Genomic DNA, 20,437 nt, shown 5'->3' on the forward strand with positions numbered 1-20,437 from the left:
CCGCCACCCGTGTTCGGATCCGACGGCGGCGGGCCGCCACCCGTGTTCGGATCCGACGGCGGCGGGCCGCCACCCGTGTTCGGATCCGATGGCGGCGGGCCCGGAAGGGAGACGCAGTTCGACCTGCCGGACTCGGCCGCGCCGTTGATCGCGGTCACGCAGAACTCGAAGTTCCAGTAGCCGGGGAACAGGAAAGCGATGCCCCGGCCGGTGTCCTCGGTGACGTACTCGTCGGACGTGAAGGCGCCGCCCTCGGTGACGTTCCGTACCCAGACTCGGTATCCGGCGGTCTCCTTCGAGCCCTTCCAGTCCAGCTGGACGGTCGTGGCATCGACGGCCCTGATCTTGAGGTCCGTCGGCGTGGGCGGCGTGCCTGCACCGACGGTGACCGAGCGGGCCACGCCGGGCATGCCGCCGCCCGCCCCGTTCCAGGTGACCACCGCGACGAGGTAGTGGTGGCCGGGTTTCAGATCGTCGATGTGCGCCGACCTCCCCTTGACCGCCGTGCCCTGGAAGAACGCGCCGGGGGTGTCCTTGTCCCAAAGGATGATCTCGTAGCGGTCGATCGTGTCCGTGTACGGGCCCTTCGGGGCGTCCCAGGACACGTCGACGCCTGTGGCGGTGGGACGGCTGACGATCTTCTCGGGTGGGGCCGCGGTCCTGGGGTCCGCGACCGCGCTGACCGTCGGAGACCACGCGGACGTGCCGTCGTCACCGTTGTCGGTGCGGACCTGGTACTCCCACTTCCAACCGTCCATGGTCCAGGTCGTGTCGAAACGGTTCGTCGCGACCGGCAGCTCGCTCCACACGGCGTTGCCCGCGATCCGGCTGCGGACGGTGTAGCCGTGGGCGCCGAAGACCGGCTGCCAGGTCACCTTGATCCCGCTCGGGACGGCCTCGGCGACGAGACCGGACACGGCGGGCGTCGGCCGGGCCGGGACCGTACGGGGAGCGTCGGGGACGAAGCTTCCGATCCCGAAGCGCCGGTGCAGGGTCTGCTCGAAGGCCCGCGCTATCTGGAACTCGCCCAGGGCGTTGGGGTGCAGACCGTCGTACGCCGCCGGACACGCCTTGGGGGCACAGTCGTACGAGCCTGCCCAGCCGACCGACTCCACCGGGGAGGTGAGGGTGCTCCAGGACGGGATCGCCCTGGCGAGCATGTCGTTGTATGTGGCGGTCGTGACGGGCAGGTCCTCACGGCCCCCGATGGCGGACCGCTGGGGGACGTTGGCCACGGCGAACCGCAGGTCGGGTTTGGCGGCGCGCGCGTTGTCGACCAGGGTCTTCACGCTGTCGAGCGTGCCCTGGGCGCCGCTGACGAACCACCCCATGTCGTTGAACCCGAGGCCGACGAGCAGCAGATCGGGCCTGTACTGCGTGACCATCGAGCCGATCAGCTTCTTGTCCTGGGCCGCCTGGCGCCCCCAGACCGCGAAGTGGTCGCTGTCGAAGCCCTCGTCCACCCCGGCGGCGTACCGGCCCGAGACGGGCAGGTTCTCGCCGGAGGGGTGGGTGGGCTCGCCCTGGAGCGGCGGCACGGGGGGACCGACGGGGTCGGAATGGCTCTTGGTCCCCTTGTACGGGCCGACGAAATCGACCTCGACGCGCTGGCTCCTGAACCACTGCCACAGCCGGTAGCGCCAGGTCCAGTCGCCTTCGTCACCCTGGGACATGGAGTCGCCCACGACCATCACCCGCAGGGGCGTGGCGGTCCCGCCGATCCCGCGGAGCCGTTCGAGGGCCTCCAGGAGCTTCGGGCCCATGCCCTCCATGCTGCCGGCCATGAACGTGAGCACGTCGCCGAAGGCCTTGATCCTGGTGGCGAAGTGCCGCAGGGAGACCTGCACCCGCGTGATCAGGGAGGTGGTGCCGGCAGCGGCCCAGTTCATCAGCTGTCCGGCGAAGGCCCCGCCGACCGCGCCCCACATCGCGACGGCCAACGCCTCCTTCCAGACCTCGGCCTCGCCGAGCGACCTGCCGTCGAAGTAGGCGTTCATCAGCTCGCCGACGAGCGCGCCGAGCGCGCCGCCCACGGCTCCGCACACCGGGGCGGCCGCGGGCGCCCCCACGTTGAAGGCGAGCAGGCACACCGCCGAGGACGCGATGGTGATGCCCAGAGAGACGCCGGCGGCGATCCACTTCTGCCACCAGTTCGCCGCGGTGCCGATGTCGCCCGCCGGGGCAATCAGTACGAGGCTGTCGTCGACGGCGTACACCTGCCCGTCGAAGTCGGGGCCTCCTCCCTGGGGCGGGTAAACCCCTACGCTGTCGCGCTGGGCGCGCTTGGTGAACGACTCCGCCAGGCTCATTCCCGCGCGCTGGTCGGCACGCGTCTCCTCGACCAGCGTCCTGGTCAGGTCGCGCGCCTGTTGGCGGCGTTCCGGCACGTGGAAGTCGAAGGCCATGACGAGGTCGTCGTCGCTCTTCGCGAGCGGGCGAAGGGCCCCCGCGTCCTGCGCGCAGCCCATGCGCAGGGTCACGGGCCCACCGTCGCCGGAATCGGCGGTGAAGGAAGTGGCGTGCGTGGCGCACGCCTTGACCGGCGCGGCCTCGGTGCCCCGGGCCGCGGCGGGTTCGGCGGCCGTGGTGAACATCAACGCCAGTGAGACCAGCAGAACCAGTAATCCTTCGCTCACAGAGCGTCGCGCCCAGCGTCTCTTCCGTAACGCTCCTGAAGTGCGCACGTCGGCGCTCCCTTCGAATTCCTTGAGGCGGACTCCTACAGGCGCGTGAACAGCGCTTTTCACGGGCGCCGCCCGGCCGCGGGTCCTGTATCGACAACGCTGTCGATCTTTCCGCGAGAGCGGGCCGCCTCACAACGAGCTCCGAGTGCAAGAATGAGGGCAGCACCGGGCGCGCTCAGACCTCCAGGAAGCGCGAGAGCGCCTCCTTCAGGACCTCCGCCCCGACCCTCTGGTCAGGCTTCAGAGAGATCGACCGCAGGCTGTCCGCTCAGGTCACGCGCGGGGCTTCTTCCGGTACGCGGCCAGCAGGAGGAGGGTTGTCCGCAGGCTCAGATCCAAGCCAACTTCCCCTTGGTCGGAACAGAGTGAGTCGGAGGCCAGTTCCGCGGCCGGCCCCGGCAACGGCGTCGCAGGGAACCCCGCCGTGAAACTCTTCGAAAGTCCCGCTGGGCGAGGACTTCCTCGCCCAGACACTGCACCGCGAACTCCGCCACGTACCCGGCGCCCTCGATGTAGCCGGACTGATGGCCTGGGACGACCTCCCAACATCCTCGGCAGCCACCGGCTGGAACCGCCGCTCATGCGGCTGTCCCGTGACGGAGAGACGCTGCTGGTCGGCGGCTACACCCCGCCGGTGGCCACGCGCCGCCACACGGTGTGGCACCGCCGCACCCGCTCCCTGCACGTCACCTGCGGCCTGCAGACCCACACCGCGACCGGACCTGATGGCGTGGTTGTCCGAGCAGCTGATCACGATCACGTGTCCGAGATCACGGGGAAACTTCGTCGCCACCGTCGCCCCGTACATCGGTCAATCCGTCCTGCGCGACCGCATCAGAGGATTCGCCGATGGGCGGCCGTCCAGCCCTTCGCCGGGCCGTGAGGGACTCCCAATCTCATCGACATTGATCAAGCCGCAGGGCTATGCAGTGACTCCCGAAGCCGTCCCGTCCGGGAGATCGTGATGCCGGTCCAGGACAAACCGGTCGCCGCAACCTCGGGGGACCGGCCCCGATCGCTGTCTTCGACATACCGGGGATCAGCGAAGCCGCCTACTCCGCTAGCATAGTCGAGCTCATGACAATAATCTTTAAATATACAAATCGGCTTAAAAATTGAAATCTAGGATAATGCGAGATTCCTCGCGAATAGGTGACAGCCTTCGGGCGGTTCCATGGCGTCAACCACGCAGCATGTTGCGGGTCGTCGTGACCGTGGTGGGCCTTGGATTGCTTATCGCACTGGAGATCGCCTCGCGTCGATACGGCGAGCGGGGGCCGATCACCGACCAGGTGCGAGAGGTGATCTTCGCCCCCAGGTCGGGAACCGTGCTGTACGCCAGCATGGCGTTGATGATGGTGGTGCTCACCTGGCGCCAGCGGCTCATCGCGCTCGGCGCGGCGATCGGCATCGACGTCGTCTTCTGGCTCGTGCGACGGGCTGTCGGCGCCGAGATGATGTTCGGCAACGGCGCATTGTGCGTGACATTGGCCTGCGGTGTCATCGCCGTCACGCGCCGAACCGGCCAGGACCGTGTCCTGCTGCTGAAAGGCGTGGGACTGGCCCTGCTACTGGTGGCCGGCCGCAAGACCGGCTACGCCTGGCTGCTGATCACGTCCAAGACCCGCCCGACGGTGTTGGACCAGTACGTGGCCACCGCCGATCACGCCTTGGGCAACCCGTCGTGGCTGGCGGGCCGGATCGTCGCGGCCACCGGCACGGTCGGCGCCCACATTCTCGAATGGGTCTACATCCAGCTCGCGGTTGCGGCGGTCGCGGTTGCGCTGTATCAACTGCGCCATGTGGCGGTCGAGCGCCGCTTCCCGGGCCATCATCTGGTGCGCACGTTCCTGGTCATCGGCCTGCTGGGGCCCGGCATCTACATGATCTTCCCGGTGGTCGGACCAGTCTTCGCCTACGGTGCCGACGGGGGGCACTGGGCCGTGGCCAACCTGTGGCCGGACACGCCGCCGCCGGTCGGCACTCCGCAGCCGATGCATTTCGACGAGACCACCCCGCGCAACTGCATGCCCAGTCTGCACACGGCATGGGCCACCGCGATCTTCATCCATGCCCTAAGGGGCCCATGGGTGTTGCGATTCGCAGGCGCGTTCTGGCTGATCGCCACGCTGGGCGCAACCCTGGGCTTCGGCTACCACTACGGGGCGGACATCATCGCCGGTGTGGTGTTCACCCTCACGATCGATATGGCGCTGTGCTCGCTCGACCGCGGCTGGGACCGGTCGGCGAAGCGGTTCGTCGTCTACGGCGCGGCGGTCTTCACCGCCCTCTTGGCGTCCTACCGCTGTCTGTCGAGGGAGATGGCCGCCCATCCGTGGGTCTTCGGCCCACTGCTCATGCTGGCATTGGCCTCAGTGGTCTACGGCTATGCGCGGATCACCAGGCTGTCTGAACTGACGGCCGTACCGGCCCACCCGCCAAAACCGCGACGCGAGGCACAGCCCGAACCGGTCTGATCCGATGTGCGACCGGAGGAGCGAGACACGGCATCTCAGTCAGGCTCCAGCCAGGCAGCGGGGGCGGTCGGCTGTGTCTCGTCGGCCATGGCTGGGTCAGCCGTACGGACCCAACCGGGCACGTGCTGTGGATCTCGCCGGCCTTTGCCGGGCCGGTGCCACGACCTGCCCGCGGCCCGCACTCATCGGATCATCCGGATCTGCGAACGGCAGGGCGTCCCCATCCTGGCCGACCGCGCCTACACGGGCGCCGGACCCTGGGTCGCCACCGGGCGCAGACGCCCACCCGGCGGGCAGCTGACCCCGCCAGAACGGACGGTCACCGTGCACTGGCCACGTCCCGAGCGCCCGTCGAACGCGGAATGGCACGCCTCAAGTCCTGGCGGATCTTCAAAAGATCGCGATGCAGTCCGAATCGAATGACGTCAATCGCCAAGGCCGTCCTCACCCTGGAGAGGCAGCGCTGAAAACGCTCATGGCCATCGACCACAGGACGACGGCTTCGCCGGTGTCGGTGCGCCGCTCGTAGTCCCGGACCAGGCGCCGGCTGCGCAGGCGCCAGGCGAAGGATCTTTCCACGACCCAGCGGCGGGGTCGCTGCGGCGGACGATCTCGAGGGCAACGCCGAGCTGTGCCGCACTCCAGTCGAACGAGATGACCGGTATAACCGCCGTCGGCCCAGACCCGCGCCGGTCGGCCGAAGAGGGACTTGGCCGCCAGCAGCAGGACGCATCCCCTGCTCAGCCGTGGCCAGGCTGGTCCACCAGCAGGGCGGCTCAGGCCGCGGGATGCCGGGAAGGCTGAGGGGAACATCATGGTGGGGCGGGGGAGGGGCGGCCGGCCCGGGAAAAAGCTCCGGCCGATGAGAGCGCGGAGGTGAAGGCGCTCGCCGAGTTCCTGCGCGTGCAAGTCGACGCCAGTGGCAAGACCCTGGCCGTTCTCGCCAGCGAGATCCAGATCTGCAGAACCCAGATCAGCGAACGGCTGGGAGGGAAAGTCCCTGACGTGAGCTTCGTAGTGGCTCTTCTCGACGCGACGATCCGCGAGCCACGGCTGCGAGAGCATCGTCTGAAAGCAGCGCGGTGCCTTCGCGGCTCCTGCGGTGGGGTTGATCGTTGTCGGAAGCGTTTCACGTGTTGGCATCGGTCTTGGAGCGAGGAGCACTCGTTTCATCAGGAGTGCGAAGCCGGCTCGGCCGAACATCTGGCGTTTGAGCATCTTGATGCGGTTTACGTGCCCGTCCACGACGCCCGAGTTGTAGGGCAGCGTGAGCGCGGTGGTGACCGCGGCGCGGTCGCGATCGATGCCGGCGGCGAGGGTGTGGAGACCGGGTAGGTCGTCCTGGTGGACTGCGTCGAGCCACTCGGGCAGCCGTTGGCCCTGTCGCCCGGTGAGGATCTGGGCGAGGGAGCGGACATGTCCGGTGAGGGCTTCCCCTTCGGGACAGCGGCTCATGACGGCCTTGAGCCGGAGTTGTTCGACCTCGGAGAGGGAGTCGGGTGGCGCAGGATCCGGCTGGCGACGGTTCGGGGTGAGGGCGGGGGTGCGGTGCGCGGATCGGCCGAAAGACGTTTGGTGCGGAAGTGGGCGCGAACTCGCTGGTAGCTGCCGGTGTAGCCGAGTGGCACGATCTCCTCCCATGCCCTCCAGGTGTTGGTGCAGCCCTGGTTCCAGCGGTCGTCCAGGTAGGGCCTGTGCTCGTCGAGGACGGAGGGGCGGCCCTGCCACTGGCCGTGGAAGGTCATCCCGAGCTGGCGTTGGATCGCACGGCGGCTGTGGCCGGCCGCCAGCAAAGCGTGGACAGCGGCATGGTTGGCCCGGGTTCTGTCGGCGAACCGGTGGCCCGTCGGCCACGGTGAGCCAGTAGGGTCAGCTGGTTCTTCCGGTTCCTTGACCTGCCGGGGCGGCTCGGGCGCAGTGCCACGCAGGCAGCCCCGATGGTCGGCGACACACCGTTCAGCGGCTTCGCTGAGGTTGTGTCACAGGTGCCAGCGGTCCGCGACCTGCACAGCCTGCGGTGCCCCGACGGTGGCGCCTTCGGCGAAGAACGGAGCCCGGTCCCGGCAGACGACCTCGATCCCTGGCCTCTCGGCCAGCCAGGCGGCCAGGTTCGATGCCTCCCGGTCCGGCAGCAGGTCCACCGGCCGTCGCGTCTCGACGTCGACCAGCACCGTGCCGTAGTGCCGGCCTTTGCGCGTCGCGTACTCCTCGACGCCGACCACTCTCGGGGCTGGCAGATTCGGTTCGGGCAGCGCCTCGACGAGCCGCAGCACCGTGCTGCGGCTGACGGACAACGACACCCTCGCCCCCCGCGACCGCTCCCCAAGATCTGTGCCAGAAGCCCTTGGAGATCAACGAAGCCAGTCGGGGGTCACGCCCGGTGGCGTGCCCACCAGATGCTGAACGCGGTGACGGTCACTGTCGCGGCGAGGATCACCCCGGCTGTTGCCCCCTGCATGGGCCAGAAATGGGAGGCTGGGTGGTACTGGACCCACACGCCCACGACGTCGTGCGCTTTGAGGCAGTGGGCCGAGGCTTCGGTCTGGTCGCCGCAGGCACTGGAGGTGAAGTGGTGTCCCGAGGAGGTGAGATAGCCGGAATCGACGTCCCATGAGCTGTAGGGCTTGCTGGGCAGGTCCAGGGGCCACCCGTGCGGGATGAATTCGCCCAGCGGAGCGGCGGAGCCGTCGAAGTCGGCCGTGACCTGGTGGGCGGTGTCCTCGCGGACGGGCCACAGATGAGGCCGCAGGACGTTGAGAGCCAGCCAGCCCGCGACACTGACCGCGCTGGTGACCACCATGGACGCCACCGTACGGCGCAGGACCATGCCCGTCGCCGCACCCACGACCAGAGCGAGCAGCGACAGCGCGACGGGGACAACGCCGACGATGTTGAACGGTGGCGACTGGTACCAGTACATCCCATGCAGCAAGGTGTCCGCCGGCCTCCACCACCAGGTGTAGAGCGCCGAGAGAATACCGGTGCCGATCAGCGTGACCAGAGCGGGCACGCCGAGCTTGAACACGATCCAGCGGGTGCGGCTTACGGACTGCGAGCAGGACAGCTCGTACGTGCCGTTCTCCAGCTCGCGGGCGATCAAGGGGCCGCCGAGGAAGACGCCGATGAGGAGGGGGACGAAGGAGACCAGCAGGCCGGTGTAGTGCATGACCGGGTAGAACCGGCTCCGGAAGGCGTTCGTCCCCTCACACCGGGTTTCCGGGGCGTCGTAGACGCAGCCGGCCAGGTGGTGGGCGTCGATGTAGGCGAGCATGGCGGAGCGCTGCGACACGACGAAGACGGCGAACGCCGCGAGTAGTCCTATGCCGGTCCAGAAGGCGGAGCGGTGCTGACGCCAGGTCAGCCAGGTCAGCCCTGACAAGTGCGGGCCGCGACGGCGCACGCCGACTGCGCGGGTGATTGCGGTGGCGGTCATGCGACGTCCTGACTCGCGCCGAGGCGCGCGCTGGGGGTGAGCAGGGGCGGAACGCCGGAGGCGCCCAGGTAGGCGATCAGCAGTTCCTCCAGGCTCGGCTCGTGCTGGACCCACTGGTCCGCCACAGGACCCCGTGGGCGGATCAGAGCGGTGAGCTGACTTCCCGTCGTGTCCCTCGACACGACCGTGTGCAGCGCGAGATCAGCGGGCAGGCCCTCGCCCGCGTGATGTCCCACGAGCAGCGTGTGGGAGGCGAGGATCGTGTCGACGTCACCGGCGAGTCGCACCTGGCCACCGGTCACCGTGACCAGGTAGTCGCACACGTTTTCCATCTCAGAGACCAAATGTGTCGCCATCAGTACCGTCGTGCCGTGCTCGGCCACCTCACTCATCAGCGCGCCCGTGATCTCGTGGCGTACGAGAGGATCCAGGTCCGACATCGGTTCGTCCAGCAGCAGGAGCCGAGGCCGCTTGCCGAAGGCGAGGGCCAGTGCGACGCGCGTGCGCTGCCCTCCCGAGAGGCTGCCGACCCCGGCGTGCAGCGGTATGTCGCCCTGACGTACCAGCCGCTCCGCTCTTGCCTGGTCCCATCCGGGGTTCAGCTCCCGCCCCGTCCTCAGCATTTCTTCGACGGTGAAGCCCGGGTAGAGCGGTTTCCTCTGCCCGAGGAACGCCACACGACTGCGGCTGGCCGGCGACTTGGGGGAGTCGCCGAAGATCCGGAGTTGACCGCAGGTGGGATCCATCAGGTCAGCGGCCAGGGACAGCAAAGTCGTCTTACCCGCGCCATTGGGGCCCACCAGAGCGCATATCCGCCCGGCGGGCACACGGAAGTCGCAGTCGCGCAGCGCCCAGTTCCGACGAAACCGGCGCCCCAGCCCCCGAGCTTCGAGCGCCGGTGTCTCCCGGCCCTCCGCAGCGCTCTGGTGCGATGCCAGGCCTGTGGTGGAGCCTTCGTGTAGGGGGTTCACCCTGCGTCCTCCGTATGCGTCATGTCGTCCACTTCTCCTGCCGTGGTGTCCTGCGCCGCCAGGAAGGTCTCCCCCTGTGGCGCCGGCGTCCGGGAAAAGGCCCCGTACTCCTCGATGAGGGCCGTGAACATGGCGGTCACGTCCTCGCGGTCGAGTCCGGTCGCGTGAGCCTCCCGCAGCCACGTCCACAGCCCCGCGCGCAGGGCTGAGTCAGACGCCGTTTCAGGCCGTGAGAGCGAGCGGACCACGAACGTCCCGGCCCCCCGCCGCGACTCGACCAGCCCCTCAAGCTCCAGTTCCCGATAGGCCTTGTGCACGGTGTTGGGATTGATCGCGGTGGTAGCCACGACCTCCCGCGCCGTGGGCAGCCGACTCCCGGCGACCAGCACGCCCAGCCGCATCGCCTGCTTGGTCTGCTGAACGATCTGCATGTACGCGGTCACGCCGCTGCGTCGGTCGATGCGGTACCGCACCACAGGAATTCACCTTCTACTAGTGAACTAGTAGAAGCAGGTTGGCGGTTGGTCACAGCAATGTCAAACCAGCGCGTACCGGAGGGACCCCCAGCAGCCGAAAGGAAAGGAGATGGCGTGAACGGACGAACGGGGGAGACGGAACGCGCCAACCCCTCGAACGCCCCCGTGCGGGCTCCTGCCGATGCCGAGAGCTCCAGTCGACTCGTCGGCCGAATTTTCGAGGAGGCGACCCTACGGGCACGGAGGGACCGTCCCGGAGCAGATCGGACAGCGACGCGGCGAGGACGGTGACGTCATACCGGACGGCGGCGCGGCGGGGGCACAGTGGCGTCGTGCCGGAAGCCGGACGGCGCCAGATCACGGGCAGTCGCGTGCAGGGCCCTGCTCGGGGGCCCGGGAGGCGTGGGACGCTGCGAAGCGTCGACCACATGTTCGCCACGGCCGCTGAGCGGGAACAGGTCTCTGTGCCGTCTCTCACGGCGGGGACGCACGAGAGCGAGGTCTGATGCTCCGACTTCCCAGAGATTGGATGAGGATCTGCAACTACCGGGTCCTCGCTGGGGCCCAGGTTCTGCTGGTGCTGGGGCTTTTCATCGCCCTGCCATTGTGGGGCATTTTCGAGTTTTATGACTGGCTTCGGTCAGCCGCGCCTGACCCCGGCACCCCCTCTGCCCCCTATGACCCTAATGTTGTCTATATCCCGCCGGCATCGATAGGTAGGTCCTACGGCAGGCCTTGACGCCCCGTCGGTCAGAGGCCGTACACCTGCGCGGCGAAGGGAGCGGGGAACCGAGACCAAGTCACCCCCCGCTTACCAGCGCATCATTCTGTTTGAACCGGCAGTCCGATGCGCAAGCACCGCACGCCCTGCCCGACGCTGTTCTTGCTCGCGCTGCCGTACGCCGACCGGTGCGGATCCGCGACGAGTGGCGCCCGGAGGGCAGGTGACGAACCATCCGACGTCCCGCTCGCCACCTCGCCGCGCGGGGCGCTTCTGCTTCCCGAGACGGGCCGGTCCGCAGCCGCGGGATCGTGCAGGCCATCACCCGCCGCGGCACCCGACACGGAACCGGCCTGGGCACCTACCGACGGGTGGTCGAACGCCCCTTCGCCTGCCTCCACGGCTTCCAACGACTGCGCATCCGCTGGGAACGCCGAGCCGACATCCACGAAGCCTTCCTCGTCGTAACCTGCCGAGAAGCAGCGTCCGGGGAGCGGTCAGAGGGCCGCTGAACGCGCCGACGACCGCCTCCGTCGTGCCGCGCGTCTTGTACTTCTGCCAGCCCCGCACCGAAGGGTGGTAGGGGTCGTTCAGCCTTTGGAAGACGATGCCTTGTGTACAGCCGGTCAGTGGCCTGATAGTCCGCTGCCGTGATCAGCAGGTGCAGGGTCCGGTCGACCCTTGAGGCGTGGGAGTCCCCGCAGGGGGGACCGAACCGTGCTCAGGCCGAGGTGCTTGGCACCAACTGGTTCTTCGGAGCAGCGTGGTCAGCCGGCGGTTGCCTCAGAGCGAGGGTGATCAGCAGAGCGAACGCGGTGAGGGCGGTGATGGTGCGCAGGTTGTTGAACAGCTCCCAGCGCTGCAGGATCTCCGCGTGGTCGGCCGACGCCGAGGTGAGCGCCCATTCTTTGATCTGGCCGTTGATCGGCACATTGCCGAGCCGGGTTATCAGGAAGGACACGAAGGTCAGCAGGCCTGCCGAACCCGCGATCAGCCGGGCGCGGCCGCGTGTCAGAGTCGCCAGAGTGAGGGAGCTCAGCGTCGAGACGGCCATCGCCGCCTGCATGGTGATGCCGTTCATCTTCATCAGCTCGGCGTGGAATGACAGCCGCATGTCGAGGGGTACGGCGTTGAAGGTGGGAACGAGGTTGGCCGCGCCGTAGCCGAATGCGCCGGCGAGGAGGCCGGTGGCAAGGAGGGCGAGCCCCTGGAGGAGTCTGATGCGCATGTTCGTTGGCTCCGTGAATGGGTGCGTGTGGGGCCAGGGCTGGTCGAGACACCTGAGCCTTGACGGTTCTGCGGCGGTCCGGTGAAGGATCCGGATGACTTCAACGGCACTGGCTTTTGCGGGACGGCGTAGAGCGGGGAGGCGTAGGGCGGGGCGGGGTTGCTTCCTGCGGTGTCGTCGTCGGCCGGCAGGGCATCCAGGTGACCGCCCGGGGAATGCCGCCGTCACGCCTGCGCAGCGAGGAAGCGGTCGCTCAGCTCGCCGTGGAGGTGCCCTGGGGGGTGCCGTCGGCCGTAGGCGAGCAGGAGGAGGTCCTGTGCGGCGCCGGACAGCGGCGTTCCGGTACCGAAGGACCAGTCGAGGTCGTCGGCGCGGAGTTCGATGCCGCCCAGGTCGGCTCCGAAGAGCGTAAGGGTCCTGGCGTCGACGCTCTCCAGGAGGATGCGCACGCGATCCTCGGGAACCCGGCGACCCAGGCCCAGCGCGACGGTGATGTCCAGGCCGTGAATCACATCGTGGCCCAAGGCCGCCTCGATCCCGCCGACCGGCGGCCTCCAGGGATGATCCGCGTTGTCACGGAGCAATGCGGCCAGCTCACGCGTCGAATGGGCGGCCGCGTCCTTGTGGGCGCATCGATCGGTCATCCGGTGGAGGCTGCCTCGCGATCTGACCAGTTCCCACGCGATCTTGGAGAGCGAATACCGAAACCCCGTCGTCATGTGGGCCGCGACCTCCCGTACCCGCCATCCCCCGCACAGGGTCGGCGCATCCCATTCCTCGGCCGACAGGCCGTCCAGCATGGCTGCCAGCTCCCGGCGTTCGCCTGCGATTGCGGCTCTGGTCTCCGCCGCTGGTCTGCGGTGCCTCGTGTTCCCCATGGCGTCAAGGCTGTCGGCAGCCCGATCATAAGTCCAAGAGTTTGCATGTCTCGCAACTAGAATGATCAGTTATGGACATTCGGCAGCTGCGGTACTTCGTCACGGTCGCGGAGGAAGCCAACTTCACCCGCGCCGCCGCACGTCTGCACCTCGCACAGCCGGGCGTGAGTGCCCAAGTCCGGCAGCTCGAAAAGGAACTCGGGCACCGGCTGCTCGACCGCTCCGGCCGGTCGGTGACCCTGACGGAGGTGGGCGAGGCCGTACTGCCGTACGCGCGGGCCGCGATCACCGCCGTCGAAGCGGTACGCCAGACCGCGGAGGAGTTCACCGGGCTGCTGCGCGGCCAGGTCGCGATCGGGCTGGTCTCGGGCGCGGCCGCAGCCGCCCCTGAGTTCGACCTGGCCGCTGTTCTGGCCGGCTTCCACGAAGACCACCCCCGGGTCGAGATCGCCCTGACCGAGGACACCTCGGAGCGGATGCTCACCTCGCTGCACCGGGGCGAACTCGACATCGCCGTGATCGGACTCGCCGACGATCAACCCCCACCGGGCATCTCCCTCCAGGTCCTGGTCGACGAACCCCTGGTCGCAGCCGTCGCCCCGGACGACCCCGCCCTCACACCCCCGGACCGCACGAGCATTGCGCTGGCCGAGCTCCGAGATCGCCCGCTGATCAGCCTGCCACGTGGCACAGGCATCCGTGGAGTACTCGACCGCGCGTGCGCGCAGGCCGGGTTCCAGCCCCGCATCGCCTTCGAGGCAGCCGCCCCGCCGTTCCTCGCACAGCTCGCCGCCCGCGGCCTGGGCGTGGCGGTGGTTCCGGCCCTGCCCGCCGGCGCGGCCTCAGCCTTCGGGCTGCGGACGCTGGAGATCACCGAACCGCAGCTACGCGGCCGGGTCGCTCTGACCTGGCGGACGAACGGCCCCTCCAGCCCCGCAGCCACCGTCCTCCTGGACCTGCTGCGGACCACTCTCACCGCCCCAGGAACCGACTGACCGGCCGAGTCAAACAGCGAGCAACGACAAATCGGCAGACCCGTGGCATGACAGCCCGAACGTCATCTCCCCGCACGGTCAAATGGACTACTGCAAGCCCTGTCTGCAAGACGCCTTCCCTCCCGACCGATGCCCACGTCAGCCACTCCCGCACCGCGTCCGCCTCGGTGGTCGATGGCCACAGTACCCATGGCGTGGACAGCCGCCGTTCGGCGAACACGGACTCCACGAACCAGGTCTCGTCATGGCGGGAGGCGAGCGACGCGTCGACCGGCGGGGCGGGGGAGAACGTCCGGCGCGATTCCTCGAAGGTCGGTGCCCATCGCTCCGTACGGTCGTTGACGCGCATCTGCGAGCAGTTCGGCCGGAGCTCCCGGGGTGGGCGACCCCCGCAGGGCGTTGACAGTGGGCGGGTGTTCCAGGCAACCGTAACGACTGCGAGCGCGGTAGCTGGGCGGCGCGGGAGCCGCGTCGACCATGAACGCAAGTGCTGCCCTGGAAGAACACGTCCTCCCGGGCCTTTGCATCCGTCCGGGTCAGTCGTGGTGGCGGCGGGGCCGGGCTCCGGCGAGGGTGGGGTGGTGTTCGACGTATTTGTCGGCGCCCGTCCCGTCCCCTGTTCCAAGGAGCACTGCCATGTCCGATCGCAATACCCTCATCCGCAGCCTGCACGATGTGGGTCTGGCAGCCTGGTTCGGGGGCTCGCTCATGGGTGCGGTCGGTCTCAACGGGGCAGCGAGGGATCAAAGCGAGACGGCCCAGGCCAGGGCGCGGATCGCCTCGTCGGGGTGGGCGAAGTGGACGCCGGTCAACGCCGCGGCCATCGGCGCGCACCTGTTCGGCGGCGGCGGACTGCTTGCCGTGAACGCTCACCGGGTCGCCGTCCAGAAGGGCGTGGGGGCCTCCACCACGGCCAAGACCCTCGTCACCGCTGCGGCCCTGGCCGCCACTGCCTACGCCCGAGTTCTGGGCAAGAAGGTGGAGCTGGCTTCCTCCTCCGACCCGCAGGACGCCGAAAAGGCTGCCCGGCACCCCATCGACCTCGACGACGCCCAGCGGCACCTGGCCTTCGCGCAGTGGGCCGTGCCGGCCCTGACCGGGTGCCTGGTGGTACTCAACGCCCTGCACGGTGAGCAGCAGCGTCCCGAGGAGCAGTTGCCCGGCGTGTGGGAGCGGGCCCGCTCAGCCGCTACCCCCTTCATCCCGCAGCACTCTTGAGGGATCTGCTCGCTCCGCGTGGGGGGCCTGTCGATCAACTCGGAATCGAGCCCGGACTGTCTCCCACCGGGGAAGCAGGCCGTGTGGTAGGCGATGGACGAGGACTGTAGTCCCAGGTGGCCGGCGGAGGCGGCAGCACTACGCCGCGCCAGCACTGTCGCCCCGCAGTCTAGGCGTCGCGTGCCTGCGGGAGGGGCGCCGCGGCCTGGTGGAGGCTGGTGAGCGCCTGCCGGTAGAGGTGATCAGCCCGGTCTCGGCGTAGTTCAGACCCAGGGCCCGCGTCGCCCTGTCCGACAGGCCCAGCACCACCCCCGCCCGCCGCTGAGCGAAGAGTCCGGCCGAGCGCGAAATCGTGCGCTTCGCCCCGAGCGACTATGGAGATTGGCCGGTGAACATGGTCGGGCGGCGAGGGGAGCCCCCGACCACGCTGCCGCTGACGGAGTTCCTCGGCTGGTCAGTCGGTCACTGGGTCAAGATCGCCCTCCGCCTGGTGCTCCTGGCGTCACGAGTTCCGTTGAAGTGATCGACTGACCGGTGCGTATCTGGCGAAGGCGACTTTCAGTGGGCGTTCGCATAGCGTTTTTTCGGTATGCGAATTTTGTCCATGCCCTGCTTTGGGCGTCTTCTCCGGGTAGAAGCTATTCGTGCCCCGCAGAGCCAAGCACTCGACTGTCCGTCTCGTGCGCCTTCGTACCCGAAAACCCGTCTGATTTGGAAACACCACAAAATCGCCCGAGTTCCAGCGGAACCCACCCCCTCCGCCATACTCATGATCACGCTACGCCGTGAGCGAGCGCAAGCCGCACCCCAGTGACCTGTCCGACGCCCGATGGGCCCTGATTGAGTTGACGTTGACGGCCTGGAGAAAGGCCCGCCTCGAACGCCGACCGACGGGACAGCCGGCCAAAGTCGAACTGCGCGACGTATTCGATGCACTCCTCTGCATCAACCGCACCGGAATCCCCTGGAAGTACCTCCCGCACGACTTACCGGGCCACGGCACCGTCTACTTCTACTACGCCGTCTGGCGCGACGAGGGAATCCCCGCACAGCTCAACTACCACCTGACCGGCCTGGCCCGCGTCAAGGACGGCCGCAAGCCCGAACCGACCGCCTCCGTGATCGACATCCAGAGCGTGAAGACCTCCACCAACGTACCCCTGACCAGCCAGGGAACCGACGCCGCCAAGAAGATCGCCGGCAGGAAACGCGGCATCCTCACCGACACCATCGGCCTCATCCTCGCCGTGACCGTCACTGCCGCCAGCCTCTCGGAAAACGCCCTGGGAATACGCCTCCTCGACCAGGCGAAGGAGAAGCACCCAACCATCTCCAAGAGTTGGGTCGACACCGGCTTCAAAAATGCCGTCATCGAACACGGTGCCCGCCTCGGAATCGACGTGGAAGTAGTCAACAGAAACCCGCCCGCAGGTGGAGCACGGCGGCAAGGACCTGGTCGGGGAAGGCGAGCGGGGGCGGGCGGCCGGGCTGGGGATCGCCGTCCGGGGCCAAAGCCTGCGCGAGGGCGCCCAGTTGCTGTGGTGACATTCCGGTCAGGGTGGGGTCTGCCAGCAGGGTCTGGTCCCATTTCAGGGTCGGCGTCTGCGGGGCCTTGGTCCTCGGGAGGGCCGGGCGTGGCTGCGGGTGCAGGGTGTAGTTCCAGTCGCCGTGGAAGGTGTGCCGGGTCAGCGGCAGGGCGGCCATGTCCGCGTCATCGATGTGGACCCCGGTCGGGTAAGCGTTGGTGTCGAGCTCTGCCCTCACCCGCAGTCCGGTGCGGGTGGTGGTCGCGGCGATGGACTGGACGATGACTTCGTGGCTGGTCAGCGGGCGGCCGCGCCAGTTCATGGTGATGTGGGAGAAGAGCCGGTGCTCGATCTTGTTCCACTTCGACGTTCCCGGCGGCAGATGACGAACACAGTGATGGTCAGCCCCGTTTCCGCGGCGAGCGTGGCTAGTTCGAGTTTCCAGGCCCGGGTGCGGTAGCCGTTGGAGCCGCCCGCGTCCGCGGTGATCAGGAGTCGTGTCGCGCCTGGGTAGGTGTTCGTGCCCTGGTCGTGCCACCAGCGGCGGGTCGATTCCACCGCGAACGCGGCGGTGTGGTGGTCGGTGCCGACGTTGACCCAGCCGGTGTCCGCCGCGAGATCGTAGATGCCATAGGGGACGGCTTTGCCCAGCTGTGGGTCGGCGAAGTCATGGACGTTCACCCGTACCGGATCGGCCGCGGGCAGCCACTGCCGTCCGCTGTTCTTGAACGCGCCGACGAGCTCCTTCTTCTTGGTGTCCACGCTGATCACCGGCTGACCAGTGTCCCGGTGCACGCGGGCCTGCTCGTTGAGATACCGGAACTGGGCATCCCGGTCCGGATGCTGGCTGCCCTCGATGGTCTTGGCGTTGGCCTGCAGACTGAAGCCCTCCTCACGCAACAGGACGGCGACCGTGTCGGCACTGACCCGGTGTCCGGCTCGGGTCAGCTCCCGCGCGAGAGCGCGGGTCGGCTTCACCGTCCACCGCAGCGGCGACATCGGATCACCCCGCATGTCCGGCTCGACCAGCGCCAACAGTGCCGCCGCAGCCCCGGATCCAGATCCGCGGCCCGCTTGCGGCCTCCACCCGGACGCCGCACCCGCCCCAGGGGCTCCTCGCCGGCCTCCAGCTCGGAGACACCTTTGCGGACCGTGGTCTCACTGACCGCGGCCGCTCGCGCGACGGCCCGAACGCCGCCATGCCCCAGAGCACGCGCCTCTGCGGCCACCAGCAACCGCCGTTGCCGCTCGTCCAGATGCGGAAGCAACACCGCCAGCTTCAGAGCGAGTGGTCACGTGTCGCGTCCGGGATGCGCATACCACACCAACGACCGTCAGAACGGGAAGTAACACCTTGATTCCCTGCAAGCCCTTAGTACTCCAGTCGTAGATCGCGACCTGACGCGGTGTCATTCATCGAGGGCGAGTCGGGTTCGGTAGTGGTGCCAGCGGGCTCGGGCCTGGTGTTGTCGTCGCCAGTCGGACCAGTTCAGATGCCGGGCGATCCGGGCGCGCATTGCCGGCGGCGGCAGGTCGCGGATGGGCGTGGTGAGCAGGTGAAACAGTCGCTGGGCCTCGGGGACGGTCAGCGCGATCGCGCCGCAATCGGCTGGCGGGTCCTGGTCGGGATCGTCGGGCAGGATGGGGGTGGGGTGACTGGTCTTGTCGATGGCCGCGAGCACGGCGAGCAGGGCGAGGGCCGCCATGGCCATGGTGACGTGGCGTTTCCACGCCGGGTAGCGCCTGACCTGGGTCTGGTCGAGTGAGACGGTGGTTTTCGAGTCCTGGAAGTCGTCCTCCACCTTCCATCTCATCCCGGCGATCTTGATCAGGTCGGTCAGGGGGCAGGGATGCCCCTCGGGTGCGTACGCATAGAGGTACGCGATCGCGCGCCGGTCGGCGATGGAGCGACGGATGAGCAGCCATCGGCGTGGGTGGTCGGTGGCGATCCACGCCCAGTCGTAATAGCGAGGGCCCTTCGCGCCCGCTCCACACGAGCGGCGGTTCCATCCGTCCGGCTCGACCAGGTGCAGCGCCTGGTCAGGGTGCATGCGCCCGCCGCCGGAGGTGGTGAACTGGTGGTCGACGGGCACCGCGAACACATAGCCGATGCTGACGCCTTCCAAGAACTCGCGCAATTCCCGGCTGCGTCCGTACACCTCGTCCCCGGTCGCACACTTTGGTCTGATCCCGGCGGCCAGCGCCCGTTTCGTCTGCGCGAGGGCGAGCGCCGGCTTGGTGGCGAATGCGTGATCCTTAGGGAAACCCGCCGTCGCCATCCGCGCCGGATCGGCGAACCAGTCGGCCTGTACGTACAGGTCCCGGTCGATCAGGGCGTGGCCCCGCTTGGTCGCGTACGTCGTGTACACCGCGACGATCACGTTCTCGACCCGGCCCATCGTGCCGGAGTACTGCCGACCTACGGCCGCAGTCTTCGTCCCCTTCTTCGCCTGACCCGTCTCGTCGAAGATCAGGACTCCGCCGTCGGCGCCGATGTGCCGGGTCAGGAACGCGCGCACCACGTCTCTTGCGGTGTCCTCCTCCCAGCGGGCGCGTTCGAGCAGGTGGTGCAGGCGATACGGCCGGTCCAGGCCGACTGCCTCCGCGATCGACCAGCAGTTGCCCGCAATGCCCGGCGTCAGTAACCCGCGCAGATACAACACGCCGTTGGCCCGCAGGGCGCGGCGGCGGTAGACCGGCGCGAGGTCTGCGGCGAGTTCGGCGAATACCGTTTCCATCCCGGGATCTGCACTGCGGCGCGGTGCAGATCCCGAGCCGTGGGCATCGTGTGCGGGGCCGGTCACTTCCGATACCGCTGGGCCACTGCCGTGAAGGCGGCCTTGGGTTCCCATTCCATGTCGGGGTAGGTCTGCCCCCGGCGCCCTTCGAGGAGTTTGACGATGCCCAGGCCGGCCCGGTCCAAGTCGTCCCGGGGGTCGCCGTCCGGGCGGTGCGGGTAGCCGGGCAAGGCGAACAGGAACACGAACGCGCTGTCCACGCCCTCGGTGTCGAAGATCTCCAGCAGTTCGCTCAGATATGCGGCCTGGCCGGCTTCGTCGCGCTCGTATATGCCGTTCAGCCGTACAGGGGCCTTGGTCTGCGGGTCGTGCTCGACCACTTCCAGCACGCGCCCGCCGCGGTCTCCCGCGCCGCGGTAGGCCGCGGTGCCGAACCCGGTGATGGCGAGCGGCTTCGGGCCTTGGGCCAGGGTGCGCACCGCGTCCCGGAACCGGTCGGCGACCTCGGCGGAGCGGATCAGCTCGTACGTCACGATGTCGAAGGGGGTCCAGTCGACCTGCTCGAACTGAATGGATGCGTAGGTGAGCTTGCCCTGGAAGCGCTCGCGGACCGTGGTCGCGGCGTCGTGGAGGAATGTGTTGATGTGCACGCCGAGTTCGCGCATCGCTTCGGCCCGCCGCTCGGGTTGGCTCATCAGCTGTTCGACCCGTTCCTCGGGGCCTTCTCCGGGCAGGAACCCGCGGTTCATCACGCTCAGTTCGACCCCTGCGACGAATACGACTGCGGCCCCCTGCCGCCGGAGCCGTTCCGCTCGCTCGGCGCAGTCGCGGAAGAGCGTGAGGATCTGCTCCGGGTCCAGTTCCAGCGGATAGGGCGAGAACCAGACCTCCAGGCCGAGCTCGGCGGCGGCGCCGGCGGCCAGCTCCATTCGGTCCGGGTCGCCGCCGATGATCTGGATCGCGTTGCAGTGCAGGTCGTCGCGGATGATGGCGAGCTCGCGCCGGACCACCGCGGGGTCGAAGTGCTCGCGGGATATCTGGCCGTGCACGACGAATCCGGTGTCGTAGGTCATTCCTCTTGCTCGCATGGTG

13 protein-coding genes and 5 pseudogenes are annotated in these 20,437 nt (G+C 68.4%); 6 read left to right on the forward strand and 12 right to left on the reverse strand.

Translation table 11 applies throughout. The features are described from left to right. A partial coding sequence (locus ACFVYK_RS15140) for a fibronectin type III domain-containing protein (protein WP_389773392.1) occupies positions 1–2,636 on the reverse strand: 2,636 nt, incomplete at its 3' end. A gap of 1,241 nt (positions 2,637–3,877) precedes the next feature. On the opposite strand from ACFVYK_RS15140, the gene ACFVYK_RS15145 reads away from it, so the two are divergent. Together ACFVYK_RS15145 and ACFVYK_RS15150 are read left to right on the forward strand one after the other, a co-directional pair. Then, positions 3,878–5,161: a phosphatase PAP2 family protein gene (locus ACFVYK_RS15145; protein ID WP_389773395.1), complete on the forward strand. Its 1,284-nt coding sequence runs from the start codon at positions 3,878–3,880 to the stop codon at positions 5,159–5,161. A 104-nt stretch (positions 5,162–5,265) separates the two neighbouring features. Then, positions 5,266–5,628 (forward strand): annotated as a pseudogene (locus tag ACFVYK_RS15150) (transposase family protein); the annotation flags it as partial. Here the strand turns inward: ACFVYK_RS15150 and ACFVYK_RS15155 are convergent. From ACFVYK_RS15155 to ACFVYK_RS15180, 6 genes and pseudogenes are all read right to left on the reverse strand, one after another. Then, a pseudogene (locus ACFVYK_RS15155) lies at positions 5,606–5,755 on the reverse strand (IS5/IS1182 family transposase); the annotation flags it as partial. The pseudogenes ACFVYK_RS15150 and ACFVYK_RS15155 overlap by 23 nt on opposite strands. A gap of 857 nt (positions 5,756–6,612) precedes the next feature. Continuing rightward, positions 6,613–6,906, reverse strand: a complete 294-nt coding sequence (locus ACFVYK_RS15160) for a hypothetical protein (protein WP_389773398.1) — start codon at positions 6,904–6,906, stop codon at positions 6,613–6,615. Between the two features lie 234 nt (positions 6,907–7,140). Next, positions 7,141–7,461, reverse strand: coding sequence for a transposase (locus tag ACFVYK_RS15165; protein WP_389773401.1), 321 nt, complete (start codon positions 7,459–7,461; stop codon positions 7,141–7,143). Positions 7,462–7,532: 71 nt separating this feature from the next. Further along, positions 7,533–8,594, reverse strand: a complete 1,062-nt coding sequence (locus ACFVYK_RS15170) for an ABC transporter permease (RefSeq protein ID WP_389773404.1) — start codon at positions 8,592–8,594, stop codon at positions 7,533–7,535. Continuing rightward, a complete protein-coding gene (locus ACFVYK_RS15175) occupies positions 8,591–9,472 on the reverse strand; it encodes an ABC transporter ATP-binding protein (RefSeq protein ID WP_389773512.1) in 882 nt (293 codons plus the stop codon). The genes ACFVYK_RS15170 and ACFVYK_RS15175 overlap by 4 nt, the downstream gene beginning before the upstream one ends. 89 nt (positions 9,473–9,561) lie before the next feature. Further along, entirely contained in the window at positions 9,562–10,038 is a 477-nt protein-coding gene (locus tag ACFVYK_RS15180; protein ID WP_389773407.1) for a GntR family transcriptional regulator, read from the reverse strand. 951 nt (positions 10,039–10,989) lie between these two features. Between ACFVYK_RS15180 and ACFVYK_RS15185 the strand changes: the two are divergent. Next, positions 10,990–11,274, forward strand: a pseudogene (locus ACFVYK_RS15185) (hypothetical protein); the annotation flags it as partial. Between the two features lie 209 nt (positions 11,275–11,483). Here ACFVYK_RS15185 and ACFVYK_RS15190 read toward each other — a convergent pair. Then, positions 11,484–11,990: an anthrone oxygenase family protein gene (locus ACFVYK_RS15190; RefSeq protein ID WP_389773410.1), complete on the reverse strand. Its 507-nt coding sequence runs from the start codon at positions 11,988–11,990 to the stop codon at positions 11,484–11,486. Positions 11,991–12,214: 224 nt separating this feature from the next. Then, the gene (locus ACFVYK_RS15195) at positions 12,215–12,868 is read right to left on the reverse strand and encodes a maleylpyruvate isomerase family mycothiol-dependent enzyme (RefSeq protein WP_389773413.1); all 654 of its coding nucleotides are present in this window, start codon (positions 12,866–12,868) and stop codon (positions 12,215–12,217) included. A 71-nt stretch (positions 12,869–12,939) separates the two neighbouring features. On the opposite strand from ACFVYK_RS15195, the gene ACFVYK_RS15200 reads away from it, so the two are divergent. The 3 genes and pseudogenes from ACFVYK_RS15200 to ACFVYK_RS15210 all read left to right on the forward strand — a co-directional run. Continuing rightward, a complete protein-coding gene (locus tag ACFVYK_RS15200) occupies positions 12,940–13,863 on the forward strand; it encodes a LysR family transcriptional regulator (protein ID WP_389773416.1) in 924 nt (307 codons plus the stop codon). 636 nt (positions 13,864–14,499) lie between these two features. Further along, a complete protein-coding gene (locus ACFVYK_RS15205) occupies positions 14,500–15,081 on the forward strand; it encodes a hypothetical protein (RefSeq protein ID WP_389773418.1) in 582 nt (193 codons plus the stop codon). 785 nt (positions 15,082–15,866) lie between these two features. Then, positions 15,867–16,517: pseudogene (locus ACFVYK_RS15210) on the forward strand (transposase); the annotation flags it as partial. Here the strand turns inward: ACFVYK_RS15210 and ACFVYK_RS15215 are convergent. From ACFVYK_RS15215 to ACFVYK_RS15225, 3 genes and pseudogenes are all read right to left on the reverse strand, one after another. Next, positions 16,507–17,925 (reverse strand): annotated as a pseudogene (locus ACFVYK_RS15215) (ISAzo13 family transposase); the annotation flags it as partial. The pseudogenes ACFVYK_RS15210 and ACFVYK_RS15215 overlap by 11 nt on opposite strands. 91 nt (positions 17,926–18,016) lie before the next feature. Next, positions 18,017–19,411, reverse strand: a complete 1,395-nt coding sequence (locus ACFVYK_RS15220; RefSeq protein ID WP_389773420.1) for an IS701 family transposase — start codon at positions 19,409–19,411, stop codon at positions 18,017–18,019. Beyond that, positions 19,408–20,418, reverse strand: a complete 1,011-nt coding sequence (locus ACFVYK_RS15225; RefSeq protein ID WP_389773515.1) for a hypothetical protein — start codon at positions 20,416–20,418, stop codon at positions 19,408–19,410. The genes ACFVYK_RS15220 and ACFVYK_RS15225 overlap by 4 nt, the downstream gene beginning before the upstream one ends. Between the last annotated feature and the right edge of the window lie 19 nt (positions 20,419–20,437).

The sequence above is a fragment of the Streptomyces sp. NPDC058291 genome (assembly GCF_042880855.1).
Lineage (GTDB): Bacteria > Actinomycetota > Actinomycetes > Streptomycetales > Streptomycetaceae > Streptomyces.